Annotated in this window: 26 protein-coding genes; 2 read left to right on the top strand and 24 right to left on the bottom strand. The window is 49.7% G+C overall.

The window, feature by feature from the left end:
- Positions 1–78: 78 nt before the first annotated feature.
- From ON064_RS04080 to ON064_RS03965, 24 genes are all read right to left on the bottom strand, one after another.
- Entirely contained in the window at positions 79–495 is a 417-nt protein-coding gene (locus ON064_RS04080; RefSeq protein WP_274623731.1) for an RNA polymerase sigma factor, read from the bottom strand.
- A 2-nt stretch (positions 496–497) separates the two neighbouring features.
- Complete coding sequence (locus tag ON064_RS04075) at positions 498–1,787, bottom strand: DEAD/DEAH box helicase (RefSeq protein WP_274623760.1); 1,290 nt, start codon at positions 1,785–1,787, stop codon at positions 498–500.
- A gap of 88 nt (positions 1,788–1,875) precedes the next feature.
- Positions 1,876–2,340 carry an HNH endonuclease gene (locus ON064_RS04070; protein WP_274623730.1) on the bottom strand — a complete coding sequence of 155 codons (465 nt, stop codon included), beginning with the start codon at positions 2,338–2,340 and terminating at the stop codon, positions 1,876–1,878.
- Entirely contained in the window at positions 2,333–2,629 is a 297-nt protein-coding gene (locus ON064_RS04065; RefSeq protein ID WP_274623729.1) for a VRR-NUC domain-containing protein, read from the bottom strand. Before ON064_RS04065 ends, ON064_RS04070 begins: the two co-directional genes overlap by 8 nt.
- 315 nt (positions 2,630–2,944) lie before the next feature.
- Entirely contained in the window at positions 2,945–5,407 is a 2,463-nt protein-coding gene (locus ON064_RS04060; protein ID WP_274623728.1) for a virulence-associated E family protein, read from the bottom strand.
- 287 nt (positions 5,408–5,694) lie between these two features.
- The gene (locus tag ON064_RS04055; RefSeq protein ID WP_274623727.1) at positions 5,695–6,540 is read right to left on the bottom strand and encodes a nucleoside triphosphate pyrophosphohydrolase family protein; all 846 of its coding nucleotides are present in this window, start codon (positions 6,538–6,540) and stop codon (positions 5,695–5,697) included.
- Entirely contained in the window at positions 6,537–6,827 is a 291-nt protein-coding gene (locus tag ON064_RS04050; RefSeq protein WP_274623726.1) for a DUF3310 domain-containing protein, read from the bottom strand. The genes ON064_RS04055 and ON064_RS04050 overlap by 4 nt, the downstream gene beginning before the upstream one ends.
- Positions 6,828–6,830: 3 nt before the next feature.
- Positions 6,831–7,382, bottom strand: a complete 552-nt coding sequence (locus ON064_RS04045; RefSeq protein ID WP_274623725.1) for a hypothetical protein — start codon at positions 7,380–7,382, stop codon at positions 6,831–6,833.
- Positions 7,383–7,420: 38 nt separating this feature from the next.
- Complete coding sequence (locus ON064_RS04040) at positions 7,421–7,606, bottom strand: hypothetical protein (protein WP_274623724.1); 186 nt, start codon at positions 7,604–7,606, stop codon at positions 7,421–7,423.
- Between the two features lie 46 nt (positions 7,607–7,652).
- Positions 7,653–8,048 carry a hypothetical protein gene (locus tag ON064_RS04035; RefSeq protein WP_274623723.1) on the bottom strand — a complete coding sequence of 132 codons (396 nt, stop codon included), beginning with the start codon at positions 8,046–8,048 and terminating at the stop codon, positions 7,653–7,655.
- 45 nt (positions 8,049–8,093) lie between these two features.
- The gene (locus ON064_RS04030; protein WP_274623722.1) at positions 8,094–8,270 is read right to left on the bottom strand and encodes a hypothetical protein; all 177 of its coding nucleotides are present in this window, start codon (positions 8,268–8,270) and stop codon (positions 8,094–8,096) included.
- A gap of 12 nt (positions 8,271–8,282) precedes the next feature.
- The gene (locus ON064_RS04025; RefSeq protein WP_274623721.1) at positions 8,283–8,864 is read right to left on the bottom strand and encodes a beta clamp domain-containing protein; all 582 of its coding nucleotides are present in this window, start codon (positions 8,862–8,864) and stop codon (positions 8,283–8,285) included.
- Positions 8,845–9,261 (bottom strand): hypothetical protein, encoded by a 417-nt coding sequence (locus tag ON064_RS04020; protein ID WP_274623720.1) that lies wholly within the window; start codon positions 9,259–9,261, stop codon positions 8,845–8,847. Before ON064_RS04020 ends, ON064_RS04025 begins: the two co-directional genes overlap by 20 nt.
- Before the next feature lie 11 nt (positions 9,262–9,272).
- A complete protein-coding gene (locus tag ON064_RS04015; RefSeq protein ID WP_274623719.1) occupies positions 9,273–11,282 on the bottom strand; it encodes a DNA polymerase in 2,010 nt (669 codons plus the stop codon).
- A complete protein-coding gene (locus ON064_RS04010; protein ID WP_274623718.1) occupies positions 11,261–11,788 on the bottom strand; it encodes an NUMOD4 motif-containing HNH endonuclease in 528 nt (175 codons plus the stop codon). The genes ON064_RS04015 and ON064_RS04010 overlap by 22 nt, the downstream gene beginning before the upstream one ends.
- A gap of 99 nt (positions 11,789–11,887) precedes the next feature.
- Positions 11,888–12,436 carry a DUF2815 family protein gene (locus ON064_RS04005; RefSeq protein ID WP_274623759.1) on the bottom strand — a complete coding sequence of 183 codons (549 nt, stop codon included), beginning with the start codon at positions 12,434–12,436 and terminating at the stop codon, positions 11,888–11,890.
- Between the two features lie 8 nt (positions 12,437–12,444).
- The gene (locus ON064_RS04000) at positions 12,445–12,765 is read right to left on the bottom strand and encodes a hypothetical protein (RefSeq protein ID WP_274623717.1); all 321 of its coding nucleotides are present in this window, start codon (positions 12,763–12,765) and stop codon (positions 12,445–12,447) included.
- Positions 12,766–12,776: 11 nt separating this feature from the next.
- Positions 12,777–13,940: a DUF2800 domain-containing protein gene (locus ON064_RS03995; RefSeq protein ID WP_274623716.1), complete on the bottom strand. Its 1,164-nt coding sequence runs from the start codon at positions 13,938–13,940 to the stop codon at positions 12,777–12,779.
- Positions 13,937–14,437 (bottom strand): hypothetical protein, encoded by a 501-nt coding sequence (locus ON064_RS03990; protein ID WP_274623715.1) that lies wholly within the window; start codon positions 14,435–14,437, stop codon positions 13,937–13,939. Before ON064_RS03990 ends, ON064_RS03995 begins: the two co-directional genes overlap by 4 nt.
- A gap of 77 nt (positions 14,438–14,514) precedes the next feature.
- Entirely contained in the window at positions 14,515–14,763 is a 249-nt protein-coding gene (locus ON064_RS03985; protein ID WP_274623714.1) for a hypothetical protein, read from the bottom strand.
- Positions 14,764–14,778: 15 nt separating this feature from the next.
- Positions 14,779–15,003: a YqaI family protein gene (locus ON064_RS03980; RefSeq protein WP_274623713.1), complete on the bottom strand. Its 225-nt coding sequence runs from the start codon at positions 15,001–15,003 to the stop codon at positions 14,779–14,781.
- A 30-nt stretch (positions 15,004–15,033) separates the two neighbouring features.
- Complete coding sequence (locus ON064_RS03975; RefSeq protein ID WP_274623712.1) at positions 15,034–15,174, bottom strand: hypothetical protein; 141 nt, start codon at positions 15,172–15,174, stop codon at positions 15,034–15,036.
- A gap of 369 nt (positions 15,175–15,543) precedes the next feature.
- Positions 15,544–15,735: a hypothetical protein gene (locus ON064_RS03970; protein ID WP_274623711.1), complete on the bottom strand. Its 192-nt coding sequence runs from the start codon at positions 15,733–15,735 to the stop codon at positions 15,544–15,546.
- A 16-nt stretch (positions 15,736–15,751) separates the two neighbouring features.
- Entirely contained in the window at positions 15,752–15,964 is a 213-nt protein-coding gene (locus ON064_RS03965; protein WP_274623710.1) for an XRE family transcriptional regulator, read from the bottom strand.
- 201 nt (positions 15,965–16,165) lie between these two features.
- Between ON064_RS03965 and ON064_RS03960 the strand changes: the two genes are divergently transcribed.
- Entirely contained in the window at positions 16,166–16,789 is a 624-nt protein-coding gene (locus ON064_RS03960; protein ID WP_274623709.1) for a LexA family protein, read from the top strand.
- 18 nt (positions 16,790–16,807) lie between these two features.
- Positions 16,808–17,514 (top strand): site-specific integrase (locus ON064_RS03955; protein ID WP_274623708.1); only part of this gene is annotated, 707 nt, incomplete at its 3' end.

Genomic DNA, 17,514 nt, shown 5'->3' with positions numbered 1-17,514 from the left:
GAAATACGCACTACAGGAGAAAAAGGGATAGGCTGGAATCACTGAAGGGGATGGTCAGCTGTCCATGTTCTTATTATATCACCTTGTTTTTGAAAAAACTGTTCCCTCTTTGTTCCCTTTTGATACGGTTTTACGGATATAACTGTACGAATACCCGAGTATTTCTGCTATTTCTCGGTAAGAATATCCCTGAATGAACCTTAATTTTGCTATTTTATAATTAATTCCTTCCAAGGCGTTAATATTAGTTTCGATTTCATCTCTAATCTCTTCGTAGAACTCCAGCTGCTTTTCCAATTCCTTTTTCCGGCTGTGAATTCTGTCTGATCGCTGTGCTGCCGTATCAAGCCCGTAGACTCTCGCGCCCTCACTCCACAACGGATGGTCCTCATTCTCGCCTAACCAGTACATAAGATCGTTATCAACCAACTCAATTCTATTCTTCAGGATGCTGATGATCCTCACCAGATCCGTATAGTCTTTCATCATTTCCATTCTCAGGACCCCCTTTGTACTTCTTCGACTCGTGCCTTCACGGCATCAAGCAAAGCATCTTGCCCTTTTTCTTTTCCTTGCAGCACCTGCAGCACGCGCTGGTCGATGGTGTTCTCGGTCAGGATATGATGAATCATCACGCTCTGTTCCTGGCCTTGCCTGTGCAGTCTTGCGTTCGCTTGCTGGTATAGCTCCAATGACCAGGTAAGCCCGAACCATACGATGATATGCCCTCCGTCCTGCAGGTTTAGCCCGTGCCCAGCTGATGCCGGATGTGCCAGTAAGATTTCAATCTTTCCAGAGTTCCAGCGCTCAATCGATTTGTCTTCATCGATGCTGACAGCCTGCTTGAACTTCTTCAGGATCCGTTCCTTATCGTGAATGAAACTGTAGAAGACAAGGATTGGCTGGCCTTGCGCTTCTTCCACAATCTCTTCCAAGGCTTTCAGCTTTTGGTCGTGAATCTTTTGGACGCCTTGGTTCTCGTTATAGCTGGCACCGTTTGAAAGCTGAAGCAGTTTCTGGCTCAAACTTGCAGCCGTTAAGGCGACGATATCGCCGTCCATATATTCAAGGATCCGGTCACGTTCCAGCCGTTCGTATTCGGTCCGTTCCTTCGCTGTCATTTCCACAGTCACCGTGTTATCGATGCGATCCGGAAGCTGCAGGTAGTCTTTCGCTTTCATCGAGACGCAGATGTCATCGATCAAGCCGTAGATGTTCTTCTCAGCTTCTGGCTTCGGTTCGTACTTGTACACGATTCGGGCATTGCTTGGATCCGTTGAAGCAGGATAGAAGTAGCGGTTCCGGTAATGCGTAACGGTTCGGCCAAGTCTTTCGCCCTGATCAATTAGATAAATTTGGCTCCAAAGGTCAAGAAGTGAGTTCGGCGCCGGCGTGCCTGTCAATCCGACAAACCGTTTAAAGGCTGGCCGTATTTTCCGCAGTGCCTTAAACCGGTTCGACTTTGGCGACTTGAAGCTCGATAGCTCATCCACCACCAACATATCGAATGGCATTTTCTTGTCTTGGTAGAACTCCACTAGCCACTCCACGTTCTCGCGGTTGATGACGTAGATGTCAGCTTCTTGCATCAGTGCCTGGCGCCGGTTCTTCTCCGGGCCCAGCACTTTCGATATACGGAGATGCTTGGTGTGCTCCCACTTGAATACTTCGCGGCTCCAGGTATCTTCAGCCACTCGCTTCGGTGCGATCACCAGCACCTTTTCAATCGCCAGATCATCAAACATTAAATCTTGAATTGCTGTTAGGGTTGCAACTGTTTTGCCCAGCTACAGACCCATGTCTAGAAGCAGTCCGTAAGAAGCATTATTTTTAATCTTCTCGATCGCATATGTTTGGTATGCATGTGGAATGAATTCAGTCATGGGATAAACCACCTCCGTATCTCGGATCAAATTTCCGGTGCCAGTTTAAATGCTCTGCTTGATTCGCAAAAAGCATCAGGTTCTCCGGTTCATTATTGTGCTTATTACTGTCTATATGGTGGACGACCTCTTCTGCGCTTAGCGGTCTGCCAATAATACGCTCCATTACGACTCGGTGCTCGTGTCTTCCGTGCACCTTTCGGTAAGTGTCCGGCGACAAAGGTCTGTCTTCTTTCTGCCATCGGTTGATTTGTGCTTCACGTATTTTAGTTTTCTCTTCTTCCGTGAGTCCACCTTTCTGATTGACTCGTTTCAAAAGGTTGTCTTCGCTCATTTGGGTTAATCGGCACTCTTTAGTGCAGAATGTTCTTTCGCCTCTCGGTTTCCCTGGATAACCCTCAAACGTTTTTCCGCAGCGGCTGCAGGTTCGTGTTCGATCATATTTACGTTTAGGCATCTTCGCCACATCCCGTCACCCATTTGGCAATCAACAGATCCACTTCTTCTTTCGAGTCAGCTACATGCACCGGATGCTGAAGCTCTCGAATCATCCGAATCACTTTCGCCTGCAGCGGCCGGACTTTCTTTCCTGGTGCTTTCAGTTCGACAAAGAAGTGCTTGCCGTTTGGCATCAGGCAGAGACGGTCCGGCACTCCGGAAAATCCAGGTGATTCGAATTTCAAACACATGCCGCCGGTCCGTTCAATGTTTCGTTTCAGGTAGTTCTCGACTTCACTTTCTCGCATCGGGAAATCTCCTTTCAAAATTGAGGTGTGTGCATGTATGCATGTTTTTCGGTTTTCCAGACTATATTAGGGATTAGGTGTATATGACGCGTATTGTGTGTAATTCTACCCCTTATCCTTATAAATAATATTTACCTTTAAATTAATGTAACATTGCCTACACTTAGCTTTCAGCCCATGTCAGGCAAGGGTTTGAGGTGTAGGCGTAAGGTGTAGGCGATACGATAAATTGCGCCTACATCGCCTACACTCCCATTTTATGGCAGGTATACACCGCCTACACCAAAATGCACTTCGCCTACACCTGTTTTCGGCTTAAATCAGGTCATCATCTTCCCTTACATATGCCCGTTGCAGACTGTAAAATTTCCCGAATCTTAGCGTCCCTCGCTTGTTCCCGTCGTAGGCTTTCCAGCCCTTAGCATTTCGCAAAATATCATTTATCTCTCTTCTTTCCAGCATCGTGAACCGTCTCGGATCGTTCCCCAAACATTCGCACCAAACCTCTAAGGCACAAACGCGATCCCGTAAAACAGTACCTTTCTTGTCCTCGATTAAGTCATCAAATCCCGACAGATAATCCCTTCTTGCGTAAAGGTCCATCTCTTCCCAGTCTGCCGGCAACAAAGTGTCAAGGTATTCTTGCACCAAGCCTGTCCATGGCGACTCCTCCGTATGCGCTTCCTGAGTTTCACGCATCTCTGCTTCTAAGGTGTCTGTCAGGTATAGCGGCTCCCCCTGAAGGTAGTAATGCTTCGCCTCGGCCCATAGCTGGTTGATCTCCTCATCTTTCAGTTCTGACCATCGCTTCTTCCGGAGATCGGCTTTCACGGTAATCGGCCAGAACCGGCGACCGCCTGTCTTATCCTTTAAAAAGCTCGGGTCGTTCGTTGTGCCGAAGAATACACACTGGCGCGGGAAGTCCTCCACGTGACGGCCATAAGCGACCCTGAACCGATCTTCGCGTTTACTGATGAATCCTTTAATGGCTTCGACTTCTGCCTTTTTCGTCGCGGCAAGCTCCCCCATCTCAATTAACCAGGCACCCTGCAGCGCTTCGAAAGCATCTTTGCCCGTTACGGAAGTGAGAGAATCCGAGAACCATTCACGACCCATGCGGTCAAGGATCATCGATTTTCCGATGCCTTGAGCACCGTACAACGTGAGCATATAGTCGAACTTGATGCCCGGACGATACACCCGAGCAACAGCTGCGGCAAAAGCCTTTCGTGTGACCGTCCGGTTTAGCTCGGAGTCTTCAGCACCTAAATAGTCGATAAAGAGCGTTTCAAGCCGCGGTACGCCGTCCCACGTCAGCGGGTCCAGGTAATCGCGCACTGGATGGAATGTGTTTTTTATGCTGATCTTGCTGATGGCGTCTTGCGTTTTCGGTCGGCTGTATAACTGATACACACGTTCTAAGTAATCGCGTATGCCGGCTTCGTCCTGGTCACGCCAAATATCTTTCGTCTTCAATTTGCGCCACGGCACATCGCCAAGTAGCATCAAACGGTTGCTGAAGGCGTTCGTTGCGATCTTGCCTTTTAGCAGAGGGTCGTTGTCCAGTATCAAAACGATGTTCGGTACTGTGATTTCGACTTCTCCGGCTTTATCGCGCGTAATCTGGCGGGTCCACTTGAAGTCGCTCTTCGCTTCCTCGCTTACTTCGATTTCGTCGAACTCATCAAGCGCCGTCTCCATTTGCGCCCGGCTGAGGGCTTCTTTCACACCCTCGTCCTGCTGCGCGAAACGCTTCATCGCTGTGTAACTCGGTAGCCTCGTCACTGGCGTATCGGCTGCCTTGTCCTCGTCCTGCAAGCCGAACAGGTGCAGCCGTACCAAGTCGAAGCTGTTCACCAGCTGATTGCTTGTCGGGTCCGTGCCGTGGTGGCTGTATGCGAACTTGCCGTCTTCGTAAATGATAAGCCCGCCGGCAGTGGATCCGTCGACATATGTGTAACGGCCTTCCTGGAACTGCGTGTACTTATCCGGCAGGAACGTTTCGATCGCTTCTTCGATTGTGTACGTCCGGCAGAAGGCGCCGATGAGGCCTGGCTTCTCGTGCGGATCGCCCTGCTTATCGGCTAACTTCTTGTGGTCGAGCTGTTGGCGTGAGCTTGTCGGCCACTCCAGCGGGTCGCGCCAATCGACGTACTGATCTAATACTTCATCCGGGTTCAGCCAGTCCGTGTCCTGATGCGTGAACAGGTACTCGGCATCCGAGGACGTCGACGGCCAGTACATCAACCGGTGCGGCTGGTAGCTCGTATCATCGAAGTAATCGATGCCGATCTGTTCGGCGACTTTCTTGCCGAGTGCCACGTACTCTTCTTCTGTGACCGGCCGGCTCAGTGGTGCGACGAACCGGATGCGCGGGTTTTCCGGCGTGTGCTTATGCGTGGAGTACAGCGCGTACGCCTTGCTGAAGAGCATGTCGATAATGTCTTCCATGCCCTCTTCCCCGAAGTCGATATCCAGCGTCAACAGTGACCGGTTGAACACGTGACCGACTTTCCGGCGACCGCCCTTGAGCCTGCCTCCGACAAAACCGCCGACATCCTTCACATCCGACTGCTGGCCCTTGGTGAGTTTCTTGTATTCCGTGATCGATTCTTTCGTGCGAACCGTCGAGGTCAGCTTCTCAAGGAAGTCCGACCATAACAGTTCCTGATTCGTCCATTTCGTGGCGTGCCGACTGCTCGCAGTGGCGATGCTGATGTCACCGTCATGGACGAGCCGGGGCTTGCGCTGCTGTTCTGTCTTCGCCACTCGGCTCACTCCTTTCTAATCTGATACAATACTTGTGTGTTCATTCTTTTTCATAAAGGTGGTGATATTATGGTGAATGATAGATGGCACCTTCATAACGAAGCCAGTTTTAATGTTGTTGTTCATGAGGATGAAAAGTATTTGGTATGTCATACAAGAGACATAGGCTACCAAGTACAGTACGTAGAGAGCATAAAAACCGGGGAACGGAAAATCCCTGATTCGAAGCACGAAAACTTAGCTAACCATGAGGTTATAAACTCTTTATTAAGCAGTTTTTAACTATTAGCCGGCAATTAGCCGGCTTTTTCTTTTGCTTCCTTCACATGCTCAGCGAACGCAACGGCTACACCGGCAAGATGCGTCAACTCGGTATACGTATCATCCGAATCGGAGTCCTTGCCCCAGCCTTCGCCCTTCTGCAGCGACTGTGCGACTTCGCCGAACTCTTCAGCCAAGATGGCCAGCCATTTGAAGTAATCGTGCCGCTGGTGCCCCCATAGCTTGTTCTGCCGTTCGCGCTCTGCCTTCACATCTTCGATGACTTCTCGCATCAGCTCTCGATACTTGGCGGCTTCCTTCTCCTGCTTCAAGGCTTTCACCTGATTCCGCAGATCCGCGATCTCTTTCTCGGCATCGAGCAGAAGCTGTGACTCGGCAGCCACTTTCTTCGGTGCATCAGGCACGGCCTTTACATCTGAAGCTGCTTTGTAGCTTAGCGCCTGTTTCGGCCGACCCATCATCTTGAGCCCACCTTCTGGGATATCGTTTTCCTTGAGCAACTTGACCGGCACTATCGCTTCACTTTCCAATGCACCTATCGTCTCCGTGACCACAACTTTCGCGGCTTCCTGTTTCTCGGCCGGAGCTTCTTTCAGCGCGTCGGCTACTTCGTTCCAGGTCTTCTTTTTCGGCTCTTCAGCAGCAACTGGCTCGGGCTGTTTCTTCTCCCGAATGATGCGCACCTCAGAAGGGCTCTCTGCAGAAGGCGTGAACTTCTTGCCAATCAAGTCGTTCTCCCGTTTGAATTTCTGCATGGCGTTGTTGTCCATCCCGTACAAGTTTCCAATGGCTGTATCAGACAACGGATTCGCTTTTGATTTATAGAACGTATAGCGTTCAACCGATAGTAGTTTCGTCATTTCGATTCCTCCAGTTCAATTAGTTTGTCGAGATACACTTTTGCTTTCTGCAGATCCTGCAGCGGTGTTCCCTTTTTGTCGTACCGAGTAATATATTTGATCACATTGATTCGGTGAAAGCCTTTCAGCTCGTCGCTTGAAAACTGCAACTCCGAGAACTTGATGACATCCACACCTCCGCTGTGGTAATGCGCGGGGGCGAGAACACTCTCTTCTTCTTTGCGTTTGTCGTATGCTGCCTTTGATTCACGTAACTCTTCAGGAGAATAGCTGTTCAGTTTTCCCATCACTTACACCTTCACTTTCCGTTTATGCGTCTGTTTTTGGACTGGCTCAGTTGCCGCACGCTTCATATCCCAGTGGGAAATCTTCACGCGATGATAGAACGTGTGATTTGAAATGCCATTCGCCTTCACTAATTTGCGGTATTTGGTGTAATCCGAGTTCGGCGGCTCGCGTTTTTGCACGTCGCGCTTCACTACTTCTTCCGTGTGCACAAATCCATTTTCCTGACGCCACTGATGCAGGCGCGTTTTCGGAATCCCTGTTTCTATAGAAATCCGTGCGATCGAGTAGTTGTTCTCGCGTAACTGCTGATACACATCCACGGTCATTTCCTCTTTAAACTGGCGAACTAGGCTATGTGAATTGGTGGTCGGCTTACTGCGCCGGCTGGCGCGCTCAGTGAGTAACTTTTCACCGAGCTCTCGAATCTTAACAGCGGCTGAACACTGGCAATGAGTGTCGATGGCGCTGTAATTATGCTTATGGCATCGCTCGCACCGTTCAAGCTCCAGCTCCAGCTCGTCGATGCGGTGCAGGATGCGTTGTCGTTCATTCATCGATTTGGCTCCTTTCTCTACTACCGTGTTTGGTCGGACTATCCGATTAACAACATTCGATATACTTCTGTTATGTCACCGAAATTCATTTCGTCTAAAGTTTCCTGTACCTTGCTCATAAATCCGCCGACAGTTCCCTCTATCTCAAGTATTGTGAAAGTTAAATCGACTGTTTCGCCGTGTTGATTATGAAATGTATATTTGATTTTCGTGTTTTCGTTCACTTTATTTCCTCCTATTCTTATTTCAGAATTCCATCGGACACCGAAATTAAAGTAATGATGAATCGACCAACAGGCATCCGTTTTCACACTCTTCGAATTGCTTTAATAAATCGCCAACCTTGGTTTCATGACCATCTTCCGCAAGAAGGAATTTCAGCAATGCTTCTGATTTAGAAATCTGTGTTGCATAACCTTCCTGCTTAATCTCCTTAATGCTTTCGCCGCCAACAGTTTCTAAATAAACCTGATAAGCTCTCTCTTCAACACCTTTCACCAAGGCAATTGGAACACCCTCATATTCTGATTCGTTTATTTTTACTGACACCAATCCATAGTATTCATGCTTGTTAAATTCAAAATACAGCGTAGGACAACCATCGTTTTTATATTGGTCTTTGAACATGTAGTTCTTGACTTTAAAATTTATATCTCGCTGTTTCATTTTTCATTCCTCCTAATTTAGCGTTTCCGTCAACTACGCCATAACTCAAAACCACGGGCTCGACTTCACGTGCAGATCGCGCTGAAGTTTCTTCTTTGAGAGGAAAGCCCGAAGGTCGTGATATTCGAGCTCTTCCAGTGGTTCGCCGTTCGGTCCTTCGTATACGCCGTAGTCATGAAGTTCTTTTATCCAAAACGCCATATGCTTTTCTGGGTACCACATGCGGCCGCCCCCTCAGTATTTGCGAATGCACAACAGAATCACCGTGACGCCTGCAGCTTGTAACTGAATCCGATCGGAACCAACAAACAGCTTCACTTTGTCGACTTCCTTGAATACGTCCAAACACGTGAGAAGCCGCTTGGCGTTCATGCGCTTCTCGAAGGAGGCTCCTGGGACGATGCCGTCCATGCGGTGGTGCCCAGAGCTTCCAGACTCTTCTTCCTTAAAGGAGATGCAGAGCCGTTCGTTCTCGGCTGTCAGCAATAGGTTCTCTACACCGAGCACCGCACCGATCGCGCCAAGCATCTTCACGGCGTTTCGCAGTTCCCGTACATCCAGCTCGGCGGCGACCGGCAAGTCCAGCACCAATCGATTCAACGAAGACCCAGGAAGAGGCTCCAAGTCTGCCTGGTGCCGATGCTTCAAATCGTGAAAGCCTGATACGCCTTCCGACTCTCTGTCCGTCTTGAGCAGCATGATGCCGTCGGTTGCCCACAAGCAGCCGTTCTCATCCCGCGTGTAGCCCCGGGCTTTCCGGTTCGTGTGCTTCACATCAACGAATGAGGAGACGTGGTCAAAGAATGTCGTGCTCATGGAATCGCTCCTCTCCGGATTGAAGTTCAAAACCTTGATAGTGGTCGGCCAAGTCCTTCAGTGCCAGAACCCCCGAAGAGCTTCGCGGCACTTCCCATTCAATCTTCAGCAGCCCTTCCTGCAGGAAGATCGTGACCATTGCCATTTTCGGCAGTTTCTTTAGGTATTGGTCGACAAGCTTCGCGTTGATCACCAGACCATTTTCGAACCGAACCGGCTCGTACTTTGAAGCTGAGAAGAACGTTTTCCGTTTCTCCTGATGCGAAATCAGCTTGGCCAGTCGTTGCATCTCCGTTGAGTCCTTCTCTTTCTCGGCTGACTTGCGTTGTTTCTTCAGCTGTTTCAAGCCTTCTGTGCATAAGTCGCTTCGGTACTTCATTTCTGTTTTCAAGTCCATCTGAATCCCTCCTAGTCCTTTTTATAGAAGTTCGTTTCAAATCCATCGGCTTCAAGCGGCAACCCTTCAGCCCAGCTAATCGGGAGCGCCATCGTGTCTTCAACGATCGCCAGCGCGTCTTCTTCCGTCTCCGGCACCTCGCACACGACCTCATCGTGTACATGCATAACGGTCGGGTAGCCGGCACGCTCTAAGCGCACCATGCTGACAGCGAGGATGTCCCGGGCAGTCGCCTGGACGATGTTCTCCACCCATTTGCCGCCGTAGGACTCAACGCGGTCCCATTTGTTCGCGGCGTTCAAACCGAAGTGCGCTACTGCATCTCCGAAAGCTCCGTCTACGATGTGCGGCTTTGCGTACATCAGGCTGCGGCCACTCGGTAGATCAATCGCCAGCCATCCCTTATCGCGGCGGAACGTGATGCCGTGTGTCGTGACCGGATAACCTTCTTTCACGGCTTCAAGTGCTGCAGCGTCACAGGCGTACCAGAATTTCACGATGTTCGGGTTTGCCTTTCTCCAGGCATTGACCAGCGGCTTGAGCTCTTTTTCCTCTAGTCCCATATCGAGAGCGCCCATGGCTTGAAGTGCGCCTGGCCCGCCCTGGTAACCTAAAGCCAATTCAGCGACTTTCCCTTTTTGCCGTAGCGGTGAGCCTTTGCCGATTTCATCTATTGGAACGTTAAACATTTGAGAAGCCGAAGCTTCGTAGATTTTTCCGTGTGTCGAGAATACGTTCAGCCGCCAGTTCTCTTTGGCGTACCAGGCAATGACGCGCGCCTCGATGGCTGAGAAGTCACTGACCACGAACTTGTGACCCGGCTTTGCGACAAAGCACGTCCGGACCAGCTGACTGAGAATGTCTTGATGGCTTTCCGAGAAGAGGAGATCCAGTCCGTCAAAATCGTGCTGCTTAATCAACTCCCGGGCATCCGTCACTCGGGATAAGCTCATCTTGTTTTTCGTGAGGTTCTGAACCTGCACGCCTCGTCCTGCCCACCGGCCCGTTTTCGATGCGCCGTAGAACTGGAGGATGCCGCGCACCCGATGATCGTTGCAGACCATGGATTGCATCTTGCTGTATTTCTTGATGGAGCTTTTCGACAGCTCTTGCCGAAGCTTTAGCGCTTCGTGAACGGGTCCGCTCGTATATTCTTCAAGTGCGGCATCGATAGTTGCTTTTTGCATGTTCTGAATGTCTGCGCCTTGCTCTTGCAGCCAGCCGAGCATCTGTGTCGGGCTGTTCGGATTCTCAAGCCCTGTCAGCTCTCTGGCCCGTTCGACGGCCTTTTCTTTCGCCTCGATGTCACATGCGACCGCGCCTTCCATCAGCTCCACATCCACTTGCACGCCTCGGTCGTTAATCTGTTGATCAAGTGTCCAGAGGTCTTGTTCGAACTTTGGTACTGGGAAGGAATCGATTTTCCGGCGTATCTGATATTCGACCAGTACATCTTGCCGGCAATACTCAAGAAACTGACGCCACTTCCCCGGGTCATGCTCCGGAAGGTTTCGTGTGCGGCCGTTGTTTGCTTTGGTTGGCTTGCACGGCTTCGAGAAGAAGTTGATCAATGCGGTACCGGTTTTGTCCTTCTGCGCGTCCAAGCTTAACACTTCCGCGACTTGACCGAGTGCTGCTGGAAGTCCGAGCCGTGTCGAGTCGACCATCGTGCAGCGCCACTCTTCCGGCGGCATCGTCGTCTTGAACCATTCAGCCATACACGTTCGTTCAAAGCTGGCATTGTGCGCCGTCTTGACGACTGTCGGGTCCATCAGTAGCTTCATAAAGTCGTCCAGCTTCTGTTCGTGATCTGCGAGCTTGTTGCGTCCCCAGTTGTCGTACTCATAACTAGCAAAGTCGATGATGTGGACCTTTCCACTCCGTGTCTCCGATGAATTTTCAACCGAATAGGCAAGCATGAGGATTTCAAAGCTTTCATGTTCTGCGTATCGATACACTCCGACATCGCGGAGATCCAGTTCGCAATAGGTTTCCAAATCTATGGAGAGGTAGGTAACCATGAGAACGACCTCCTTAGGTAGATGCTTGAAACTGTAGCAGCTGAAATTGAGTACCACTCTGCTATTTCTGTAAGCCGGAATCCAAACGCTCTTAAATCCCGGATCTGATGAACTTCATTAGTAGTGAGCTTTCGCCAAGATCCGCCATCAGTGTAGGTGTCTAGGATATTCTCGGTTCTCGATCCGTACCGGAGGTTTTCGAATCGGTTGTCGGTCGATATTCCGTTTTTATGCAGCACTTCCATGCCTTCTGGGCAAGGACCTTCGAAAGCCGATAAGACTAACTGATGAACGGGTATACCATTGCACCCTCTGCCTAATGGCAGTGACAGATGGCCAGTCTTGCAATACGCAGCAGGTTTTAACAGCCTGCCTCGGTAAAGTCTGCGCTGAAGCTTTCCTCTTGTGTAGACATCCTTGTAACGGTCAACGCTTCGGACGTTTCCTTTATTGCTCACTTGGTATCCCGAGTGGTCGGGAATGTCTTTCCAAATTTCGTTTTCCATTTTCTCACTCCCTTACAGGACAGCAGCCCCTTTTTCTGTTTAAATCTGACAGCTTATAGTTATAAAAAAGAGGGAGCATTTCTGCCCCCTGTTCAGTTCTTAGATGATGTCATCATCGTCCATGTCCAACTCGTCGAAGTCATCAGCGGCCGTTGTTCCGCCGGCAAGCATTTCTCCGTCGCGCACCTTCTGAATGTTTCCGAGTCCTGCGGCGATGCCTTTGTTGCCGTTCGTGTTGAAGCCGTAGAAGTTGATGCTGGCACGGATGTAGCAGCCGGAGTAAACAGCCGTCGAGTCCGTCAGCTTGTTCTTGTACGCATCCACGATCTGCGGCGCAGTCGTCGAGTTTGCATTGATGAAATAGCAGTTCTCGTATGACGGGTCGTCTTCGCGCTCTTCGTCACCGTCACGCAGCGGCGTTTTCAAGTTGGCCGGAACCTTGCCGTTCCATTTGCCCTTGTGGTCCTCTTTCGCTTGTGCGATGGCTTCCTCGATGGCTTGAATCGTGTCCGTGTCATCTTTCGGAATCAACAAGCTGATGGAGAATTTCGGGTCGCTGCCATTAATCGACTTCGGCTCCCAGATGTTTGCGTATGATGCGCGTACCTCGCCGGTGATTACTAGTGTGCCTTTACGTTTCGCTTTGATTGCCATGATTAATTTCCTCTTTTCGTTTTTAGTTTTTTGGTTTCGTTACCTTCAATCAATCCAGATTCTTCAAAAACTTGCGTGACTATTTCGATTAAAGCTTCTCTTGGAAAATCGAATGTGCCTTTTGCAATCTGCAAGCCTTCTAAATTCAAATCAAGTTCTTTTACTTTTGCTTCTCTCTCACTGTGAAAAGCACATACAGTTGTAAACTTTCTATCGAAAGCATCGGTACTCGGGTTATAGTAGAATGCAGGTTCTTCGGTATCATAATCGCCTAAGTACAGAATCCAAGATTCAACTTTAACCATTTCCGGTTTCTCGGCCATTCCGGTACCTCCTATTCTGTAATTACATCAAAATCTGATTCCGCACCCATCGCCGGTCTTTTGTCCGATTCAGGAACCAGTGTCGGTTTGCCTGGTGGCTTGATGATCAACTCGCCAAGCTTATCGGTGAGCGTCTTCTTGCCAATGACCTTCTCCAGTTTCGAGATAGACAGCAGTTTCGTCTCCAGCAGCACTTCCGGCTTGTATGCGCCTTTCAGCATGTCGAACGCTTTATCTTCATCCGCATATTTCCGGGTGCTTCTTCCCTCGACCACCTTGAATCCTTCGAACTCCACTCCGTTCTGCGCTTTCTCCAGTGCGAAGTCTTGCACATCGCCGGCCCACTTCTTCAGCTCATCGGCTTGGAAGAGGATGTCGGCAATCTCTGCCGGAGTTAGAAGGTTCGGGTCTTTCAGCTTGTTTGGCATGTTCAGCTGCTTATCAGCTCGTGCCTTACAGGTCGCTTTGATTTTGCAGAACCGGCAGTGTTCACCAGGCACGAACTCGCCCTCGCCTTTCCACGCCATCTCAGCTCTTGGCTTTACGTATTCTGTGCCCCACTTCCGAAGCTCATCAGCGGATAGCACTTCTGTGGAGATGTTATCGAGTCTCGGCTGGATGATCGTCATGCTGACTTCTCTCACGTCCTCGATCATGTCGAAGATGGCGAGAGCGCCGAGACCGTACAGCCGAAGCTGTGAGTTGTTTTCTGCGCTGACTTCAATGCCTTTTCCAAACTTCAAATCGATGATTTCAACGACACCGTCTGCGTAAAACACCACATCTCCCGTACCGAACGAGCCTGGCACATAATCGGAGAGGTCGAGCCGTTCTTCAAACATCCAGTCGGCGTTCTCATCACGGGCTTTTGCCCCGTTGATGCGTTCCGCTACCAGGTCGACATACTCTTCAACGTACCCGAGTAGTTCTTCTGAGTAGTATTCGTTTTCCTTCATCTTCTTGAGCTTGCTGTTGAAGGTGCGCTTCGTCATGCCCTGGTACATTTGAGCGAAGTACAGCTCGGACAGTTCATGTGCGAACGTGCCTTCTTCAGCGAACGTTGAGGTGCGGTCCTGTATGCCGCGTTCCATGCTTGCGGATTTCGTGCAGACTAACCAGCGACTGGATCCACTCGCAGAGAGAACGGCGTGCGCTCTTGCTGCATGGCCCGTCATTCGCCGTTCGTCTCCATGAAGTGGATGGCAGCCCCGTACTCAGCCGGCGGCAGTTCCGAAATCTTCGGCACGCCCATCTCTTCCAGGAAGCCTTTTAGCTTCTTGCGGTTCTCCGGATTGCCTTGCACGAACTTTCGTGTCTTGGTGGTGAGCGTATCGAGCGAGATGCTCGGAGTGCTTTCAGGCTCTTCCGTTGACTCCGGCTCGGGTTCGACTGTCTCCGGTTCAGGTTCAGGTTCAGGTTCAGGTTCAGGTTCAGGTTCAGGTTCAGGTTCAGGAGTTGGTTCCGGCTTCGGTTCTGCTTTTGGCTTAGCCGGTGCTTTCTTCTCCGGTTTTGGTGTTTCTTTCTTCGGAGCTGGCGTTTCTTCAGGTACTTGCGTTCCCAGCGGCTTGTTGATCTGCACGCCCTCCAGTGGGTTTGCGTTGCCGAATGCGTTTGCCAAGTTATTTAATGCTCCGACTAGCTCAGGAGCCTCGATCGTTACTGTGATATTCATGTGCTATTCCGTCCTTTCTGTGGTAAAATATCCGTAATCTAAGTTTTTTCAAGCGGCCGTCTGCAAACGGTCGTTTTTTATTTGCCTTCTTCAGGTATTGCGACTAGAGCGAATTTGCCGTTTTTGACTTCAATCTGATAACCAGTCACTGAAGGAGTTTCACCATAGTTATAATTCAAGGAAATGATGCTTTTGACTTTCCCATCAGGGTCGGCCATCTGATCCGCGGCAAATTGTAATGCTGAAGTTTCATTGCTGAATGTTTTAATCTCGTCATCAGAGTATCTTGCATCTTCTGATTCGAATCTCACTACATACCATCTCATCTTCTTTCCCCCTCTCTAGTTGATTGCGTCTCGGTAGTTAACACCGATGACTTCAATCAGATAATCTTCTGCGTTGCTCTCCAGGACAACTCGTCCGGCGCCATCTTCGAAATACTTATCGCCTTCACGAATCTCCGAACCGAAGTGATCTTCTATCGGGAAATCCGATACCGCTTGTTCACGTTCATCCTGAATCGGATAGCCGGTCTTCAGCGTGCGTGTAATATCCGGATGCTCCATCGTACTCACCTCCTCTCAGTGCCTATTCTGTTATTCAGCTTGTGCTGCGTGTACCAAAATACCGAGTGCCAGAAGCTGTTCGCGGCTGATAGCGAGAAAGTCTGTCTGTTCGTTACGTTTCAGCATTTCTGCGACGACATCAGCTGCTTGCTCGATGATTTGTTCATTCATGGTCTGTACCTCCTTCCCAACCAACTGGAAAACCTTTCTTGCTGGCCGTTCGTACTGGCACCTCTTTCAGTCAATTATTTCCTAATAGAGGTAAAAAATTAAAGGTACATCGTCCAGAGACCTAAACCGAATAGGATATTAGCTGCGGAGATTAGTGCGATCTTCAAAAACTCTGGGGATTCTTCCCAAGCATTTTTCAGAACTTCCATCCTTCCCACTCCCTTCCAAGGTTAAAAACTGGTTAAGAAAATATTTACAGTTGACTGGCAAAAAATTAATCCTCTTTGTAGAGGTGTGCGCCAATGACTGTGCCGATGAATCCAGCGATGATCGTGCCGAGAATCAAGAAGCAAATGATGTTTTGTTCATTCATGCTTTCTCCACCACCTTGAGATAGGGATACTTCTCATGAAAGAATGAAACCGGAACCTTGCCGCGCTCGATCCAGAAGCCCTTCGCCTGCAGCTCCTCATTCATCGACTGGATGCGCAAGTGAGCTGTTCTTATGGTGCCGAGGCCAAGCATTTCCTTGACCTCGTCGGCCGTATAAAAATTCTTCACTACTCTCCCCCCTTTCTCACGCCATCATCTTTTCCGACGCCTGAAATAGATACTCAACCTTGAAGTCCGGAAACGCTGCATCGCGGATCTGCACGGCTTCCTCATACCAGAACCGAGAACGGCCAGCCATCTTATCTGCAAGCGTCACGTACGGCATTTGGATTTTCTCCGCGAGATCCTTCTTGGAAAGTCCGATGCGAGCCATTTCCGCTTCTAAGTTTTTGTACATGTTCATCACCTCCCGCCGATTCGGTTACGATGTGTCGTAACGCTTAAAACCCATATTATACGAGGTGTCGTAACTTGTCAACGGAAAAACCAAAATAATTACGGAAAATCGTAATGTAATTTATTGCGGCTGGACTGAAAACGGTGATACTATATAGGAAGCGTTACGAAGTGTCGTAACTGAGAGAGGAAGGTAACGAAAATGAAAAAGGGTGAGTTTCTACTCAAAAGGATGGAATCGAAAGGACTGAACATGCGGCAGCTGTCCAGGGAAAGCGGAGTTCCATACACGACGATCCGTTCGATGATCGAGCGGGATTTAAAGAAAGCAGCGATTGAGAATGTAATTGCCGTTTGTCAGGCACTGGATGTAGGTATCGATGATCTAACTCGTCTGGATAACCCGGGCCTGCCGGAGAACTTAAAAGGAGAAGCTGATTACACCATCAAGATTCCGATTATCGGAGTTATCGCGGCTGGCGCTGAGATTGTGGCCGAGCAAAACATTATCGGGTACATCACGGAGTCTGGTGACGGCCTGCCATCAGGCAAGCTATTCGCACTCCGGATTAAAGGGGACTCGATGGAGCCGACCATCCCGAACGGTGCGATCGTCACGATCCGCGAACAGTGTGAAGTGGAAAACGGCGAGATTGCAGCTGTCCAGCTGAACGGCGATACGGACGCTACACTGAAGCGTGTAAAGAGACAAGGCGATATGATGGTGCTGGTGCCGGATAACAGCAAGTATGATCCATATGTCGTGACGTCGGATAATCCGGCACGTATTATCGGAAAGGCCGTAAGGTATTCGCGAAACCTATGAGGGTAGGAGGAGCTGTTCATGCCGGTTTACAAAGACGAAGCTAGAAAGACCTGGTATTTCAAAACATGGTACAAAGACGCTTTCGGGGTAAGAAAACAGAAGTTGAAAAGAGGATTTTCGAAGAAGTCAGAAGCCAAACAAGCTGAAGCTGAGTTCCTGGCCGCAGTAGAGGGCGCGTTCTCCGATAAGGTGACGTTCGATGATGTATTTCTTCACAACATCTCCTATAAGACTTACGCCACTAAAACCGTAAGGCGCCGCACGCTCGAATATAATCGGCATATCAAGCCCAGGTTCGGGCATGTCCAAGTGGCAGATTTGACGCTTCAGATGGTCGAGGAGTTTAAGAAGTATGTAGAGAACGAATTCAAGTCAAAGAATACTGCCCGGACGGTCTACAGCAATTTCAAAGTGTTAGTGAATCATGCAGTGAAATTCTACGGATTGCGACAGGACCCGACGATTCTTGTGTCCGCCATCAAGCGCGAGAAGCCGCAGGTCAACTACATGAGAAAAAGCGTGTACGAGAGCCGCCTGGAACGATTCACGCTCCACCACTATCGTGAGCTGACAGAACTGCTCTTCTATACGGGCCTGCGTATCGGAGAAGCCTTGGCGCTCCAGTGGAAAAACGTACATCTGCATCAAAGTGAACTTTACGTAGCGCAGACGCTTGATGTCAATGCGCGAGAAATCGGGCCGCCAAAGAATGACGCCAGTCAAAC

It is taken from the genome of Planococcus sp. A6, from assembly GCF_028823615.1.
In the GTDB taxonomy this organism is placed as follows: Bacteria; Bacillota; Bacilli; order Bacillales_A; family Planococcaceae; genus Planococcus.
Note: the sequence above shows the minus strand (reverse complement) of the source record. Positions and strands in the feature narration are given on the sequence as shown.

Coding starts and splice junctions, on each gene's coding strand:
- ON064_RS03965 (WP_274623710.1), bottom strand. CDS start 15,964: ATGTACAAAAACTTAGAAGCGGAAATGGCTCGCATCGGACTTTCCAAG.
- ON064_RS04080 (WP_274623731.1), bottom strand. CDS start 495: ATGGAAATGATGAAAGACTATACGGATCTGGTGAGGATCATCAGCATC.
- ON064_RS03960 (WP_274623709.1), top strand. CDS start 16,166: ATGAAAAAGGGTGAGTTTCTACTCAAAAGGATGGAATCGAAAGGACTG.
- ON064_RS04010 (WP_274623718.1), bottom strand. CDS start 11,788: ATGGAAAACGAAATTTGGAAAGACATTCCCGACCACTCGGGATACCAA.
- ON064_RS04020 (WP_274623720.1), bottom strand. CDS start 9,261: ATGGACTTGAAAACAGAAATGAAGTACCGAAGCGACTTATGCACAGAA.
- ON064_RS04035 (WP_274623723.1), bottom strand. CDS start 8,048: ATGAAACAGCGAGATATAAATTTTAAAGTCAAGAACTACATGTTCAAA.
- ON064_RS04050 (WP_274623726.1), bottom strand. CDS start 6,827: ATGGGAAAACTGAACAGCTATTCTCCTGAAGAGTTACGTGAATCAAAG.
- ON064_RS04055 (WP_274623727.1), bottom strand. CDS start 6,540: ATGACGAAACTACTATCGGTTGAACGCTATACGTTCTATAAATCAAAA.
- ON064_RS03990 (WP_274623715.1), bottom strand. CDS start 14,437: ATGAATATCACAGTAACGATCGAGGCTCCTGAGCTAGTCGGAGCATTA.
- ON064_RS04025 (WP_274623721.1), bottom strand. CDS start 8,864: ATGAGCACGACATTCTTTGACCACGTCTCCTCATTCGTTGATGTGAAG.
- ON064_RS04030 (WP_274623722.1), bottom strand. CDS start 8,270: ATGTGGTACCCAGAAAAGCATATGGCGTTTTGGATAAAAGAACTTCAT.
- ON064_RS03980 (WP_274623713.1), bottom strand. CDS start 15,003: ATGGAGCATCCGGATATTACACGCACGCTGAAGACCGGCTATCCGATT.
- ON064_RS03985 (WP_274623714.1), bottom strand. CDS start 14,763: ATGAGATGGTATGTAGTGAGATTCGAATCAGAAGATGCAAGATACTCT.
- ON064_RS03975 (WP_274623712.1), bottom strand. CDS start 15,174: ATGAATGAACAAATCATCGAGCAAGCAGCTGATGTCGTCGCAGAAATG.
- ON064_RS04015 (WP_274623719.1), bottom strand. CDS start 11,282: ATGGTTACCTACCTCTCCATAGATTTGGAAACCTATTGCGAACTGGAT.
- ON064_RS04065 (WP_274623729.1), bottom strand. CDS start 2,629: ATGCGAGAAAGTGAAGTCGAGAACTACCTGAAACGAAACATTGAACGG.
- ON064_RS03995 (WP_274623716.1), bottom strand. CDS start 13,940: ATGACGGGCCATGCAGCAAGAGCGCACGCCGTTCTCTCTGCGAGTGGA.
- ON064_RS04070 (WP_274623730.1), bottom strand. CDS start 2,340: ATGCCTAAACGTAAATATGATCGAACACGAACCTGCAGCCGCTGCGGA.
- ON064_RS04045 (WP_274623725.1), bottom strand. CDS start 7,382: ATGAATGAACGACAACGCATCCTGCACCGCATCGACGAGCTGGAGCTG.
- ON064_RS04000 (WP_274623717.1), bottom strand. CDS start 12,765: ATGGCCGAGAAACCGGAAATGGTTAAAGTTGAATCTTGGATTCTGTAC.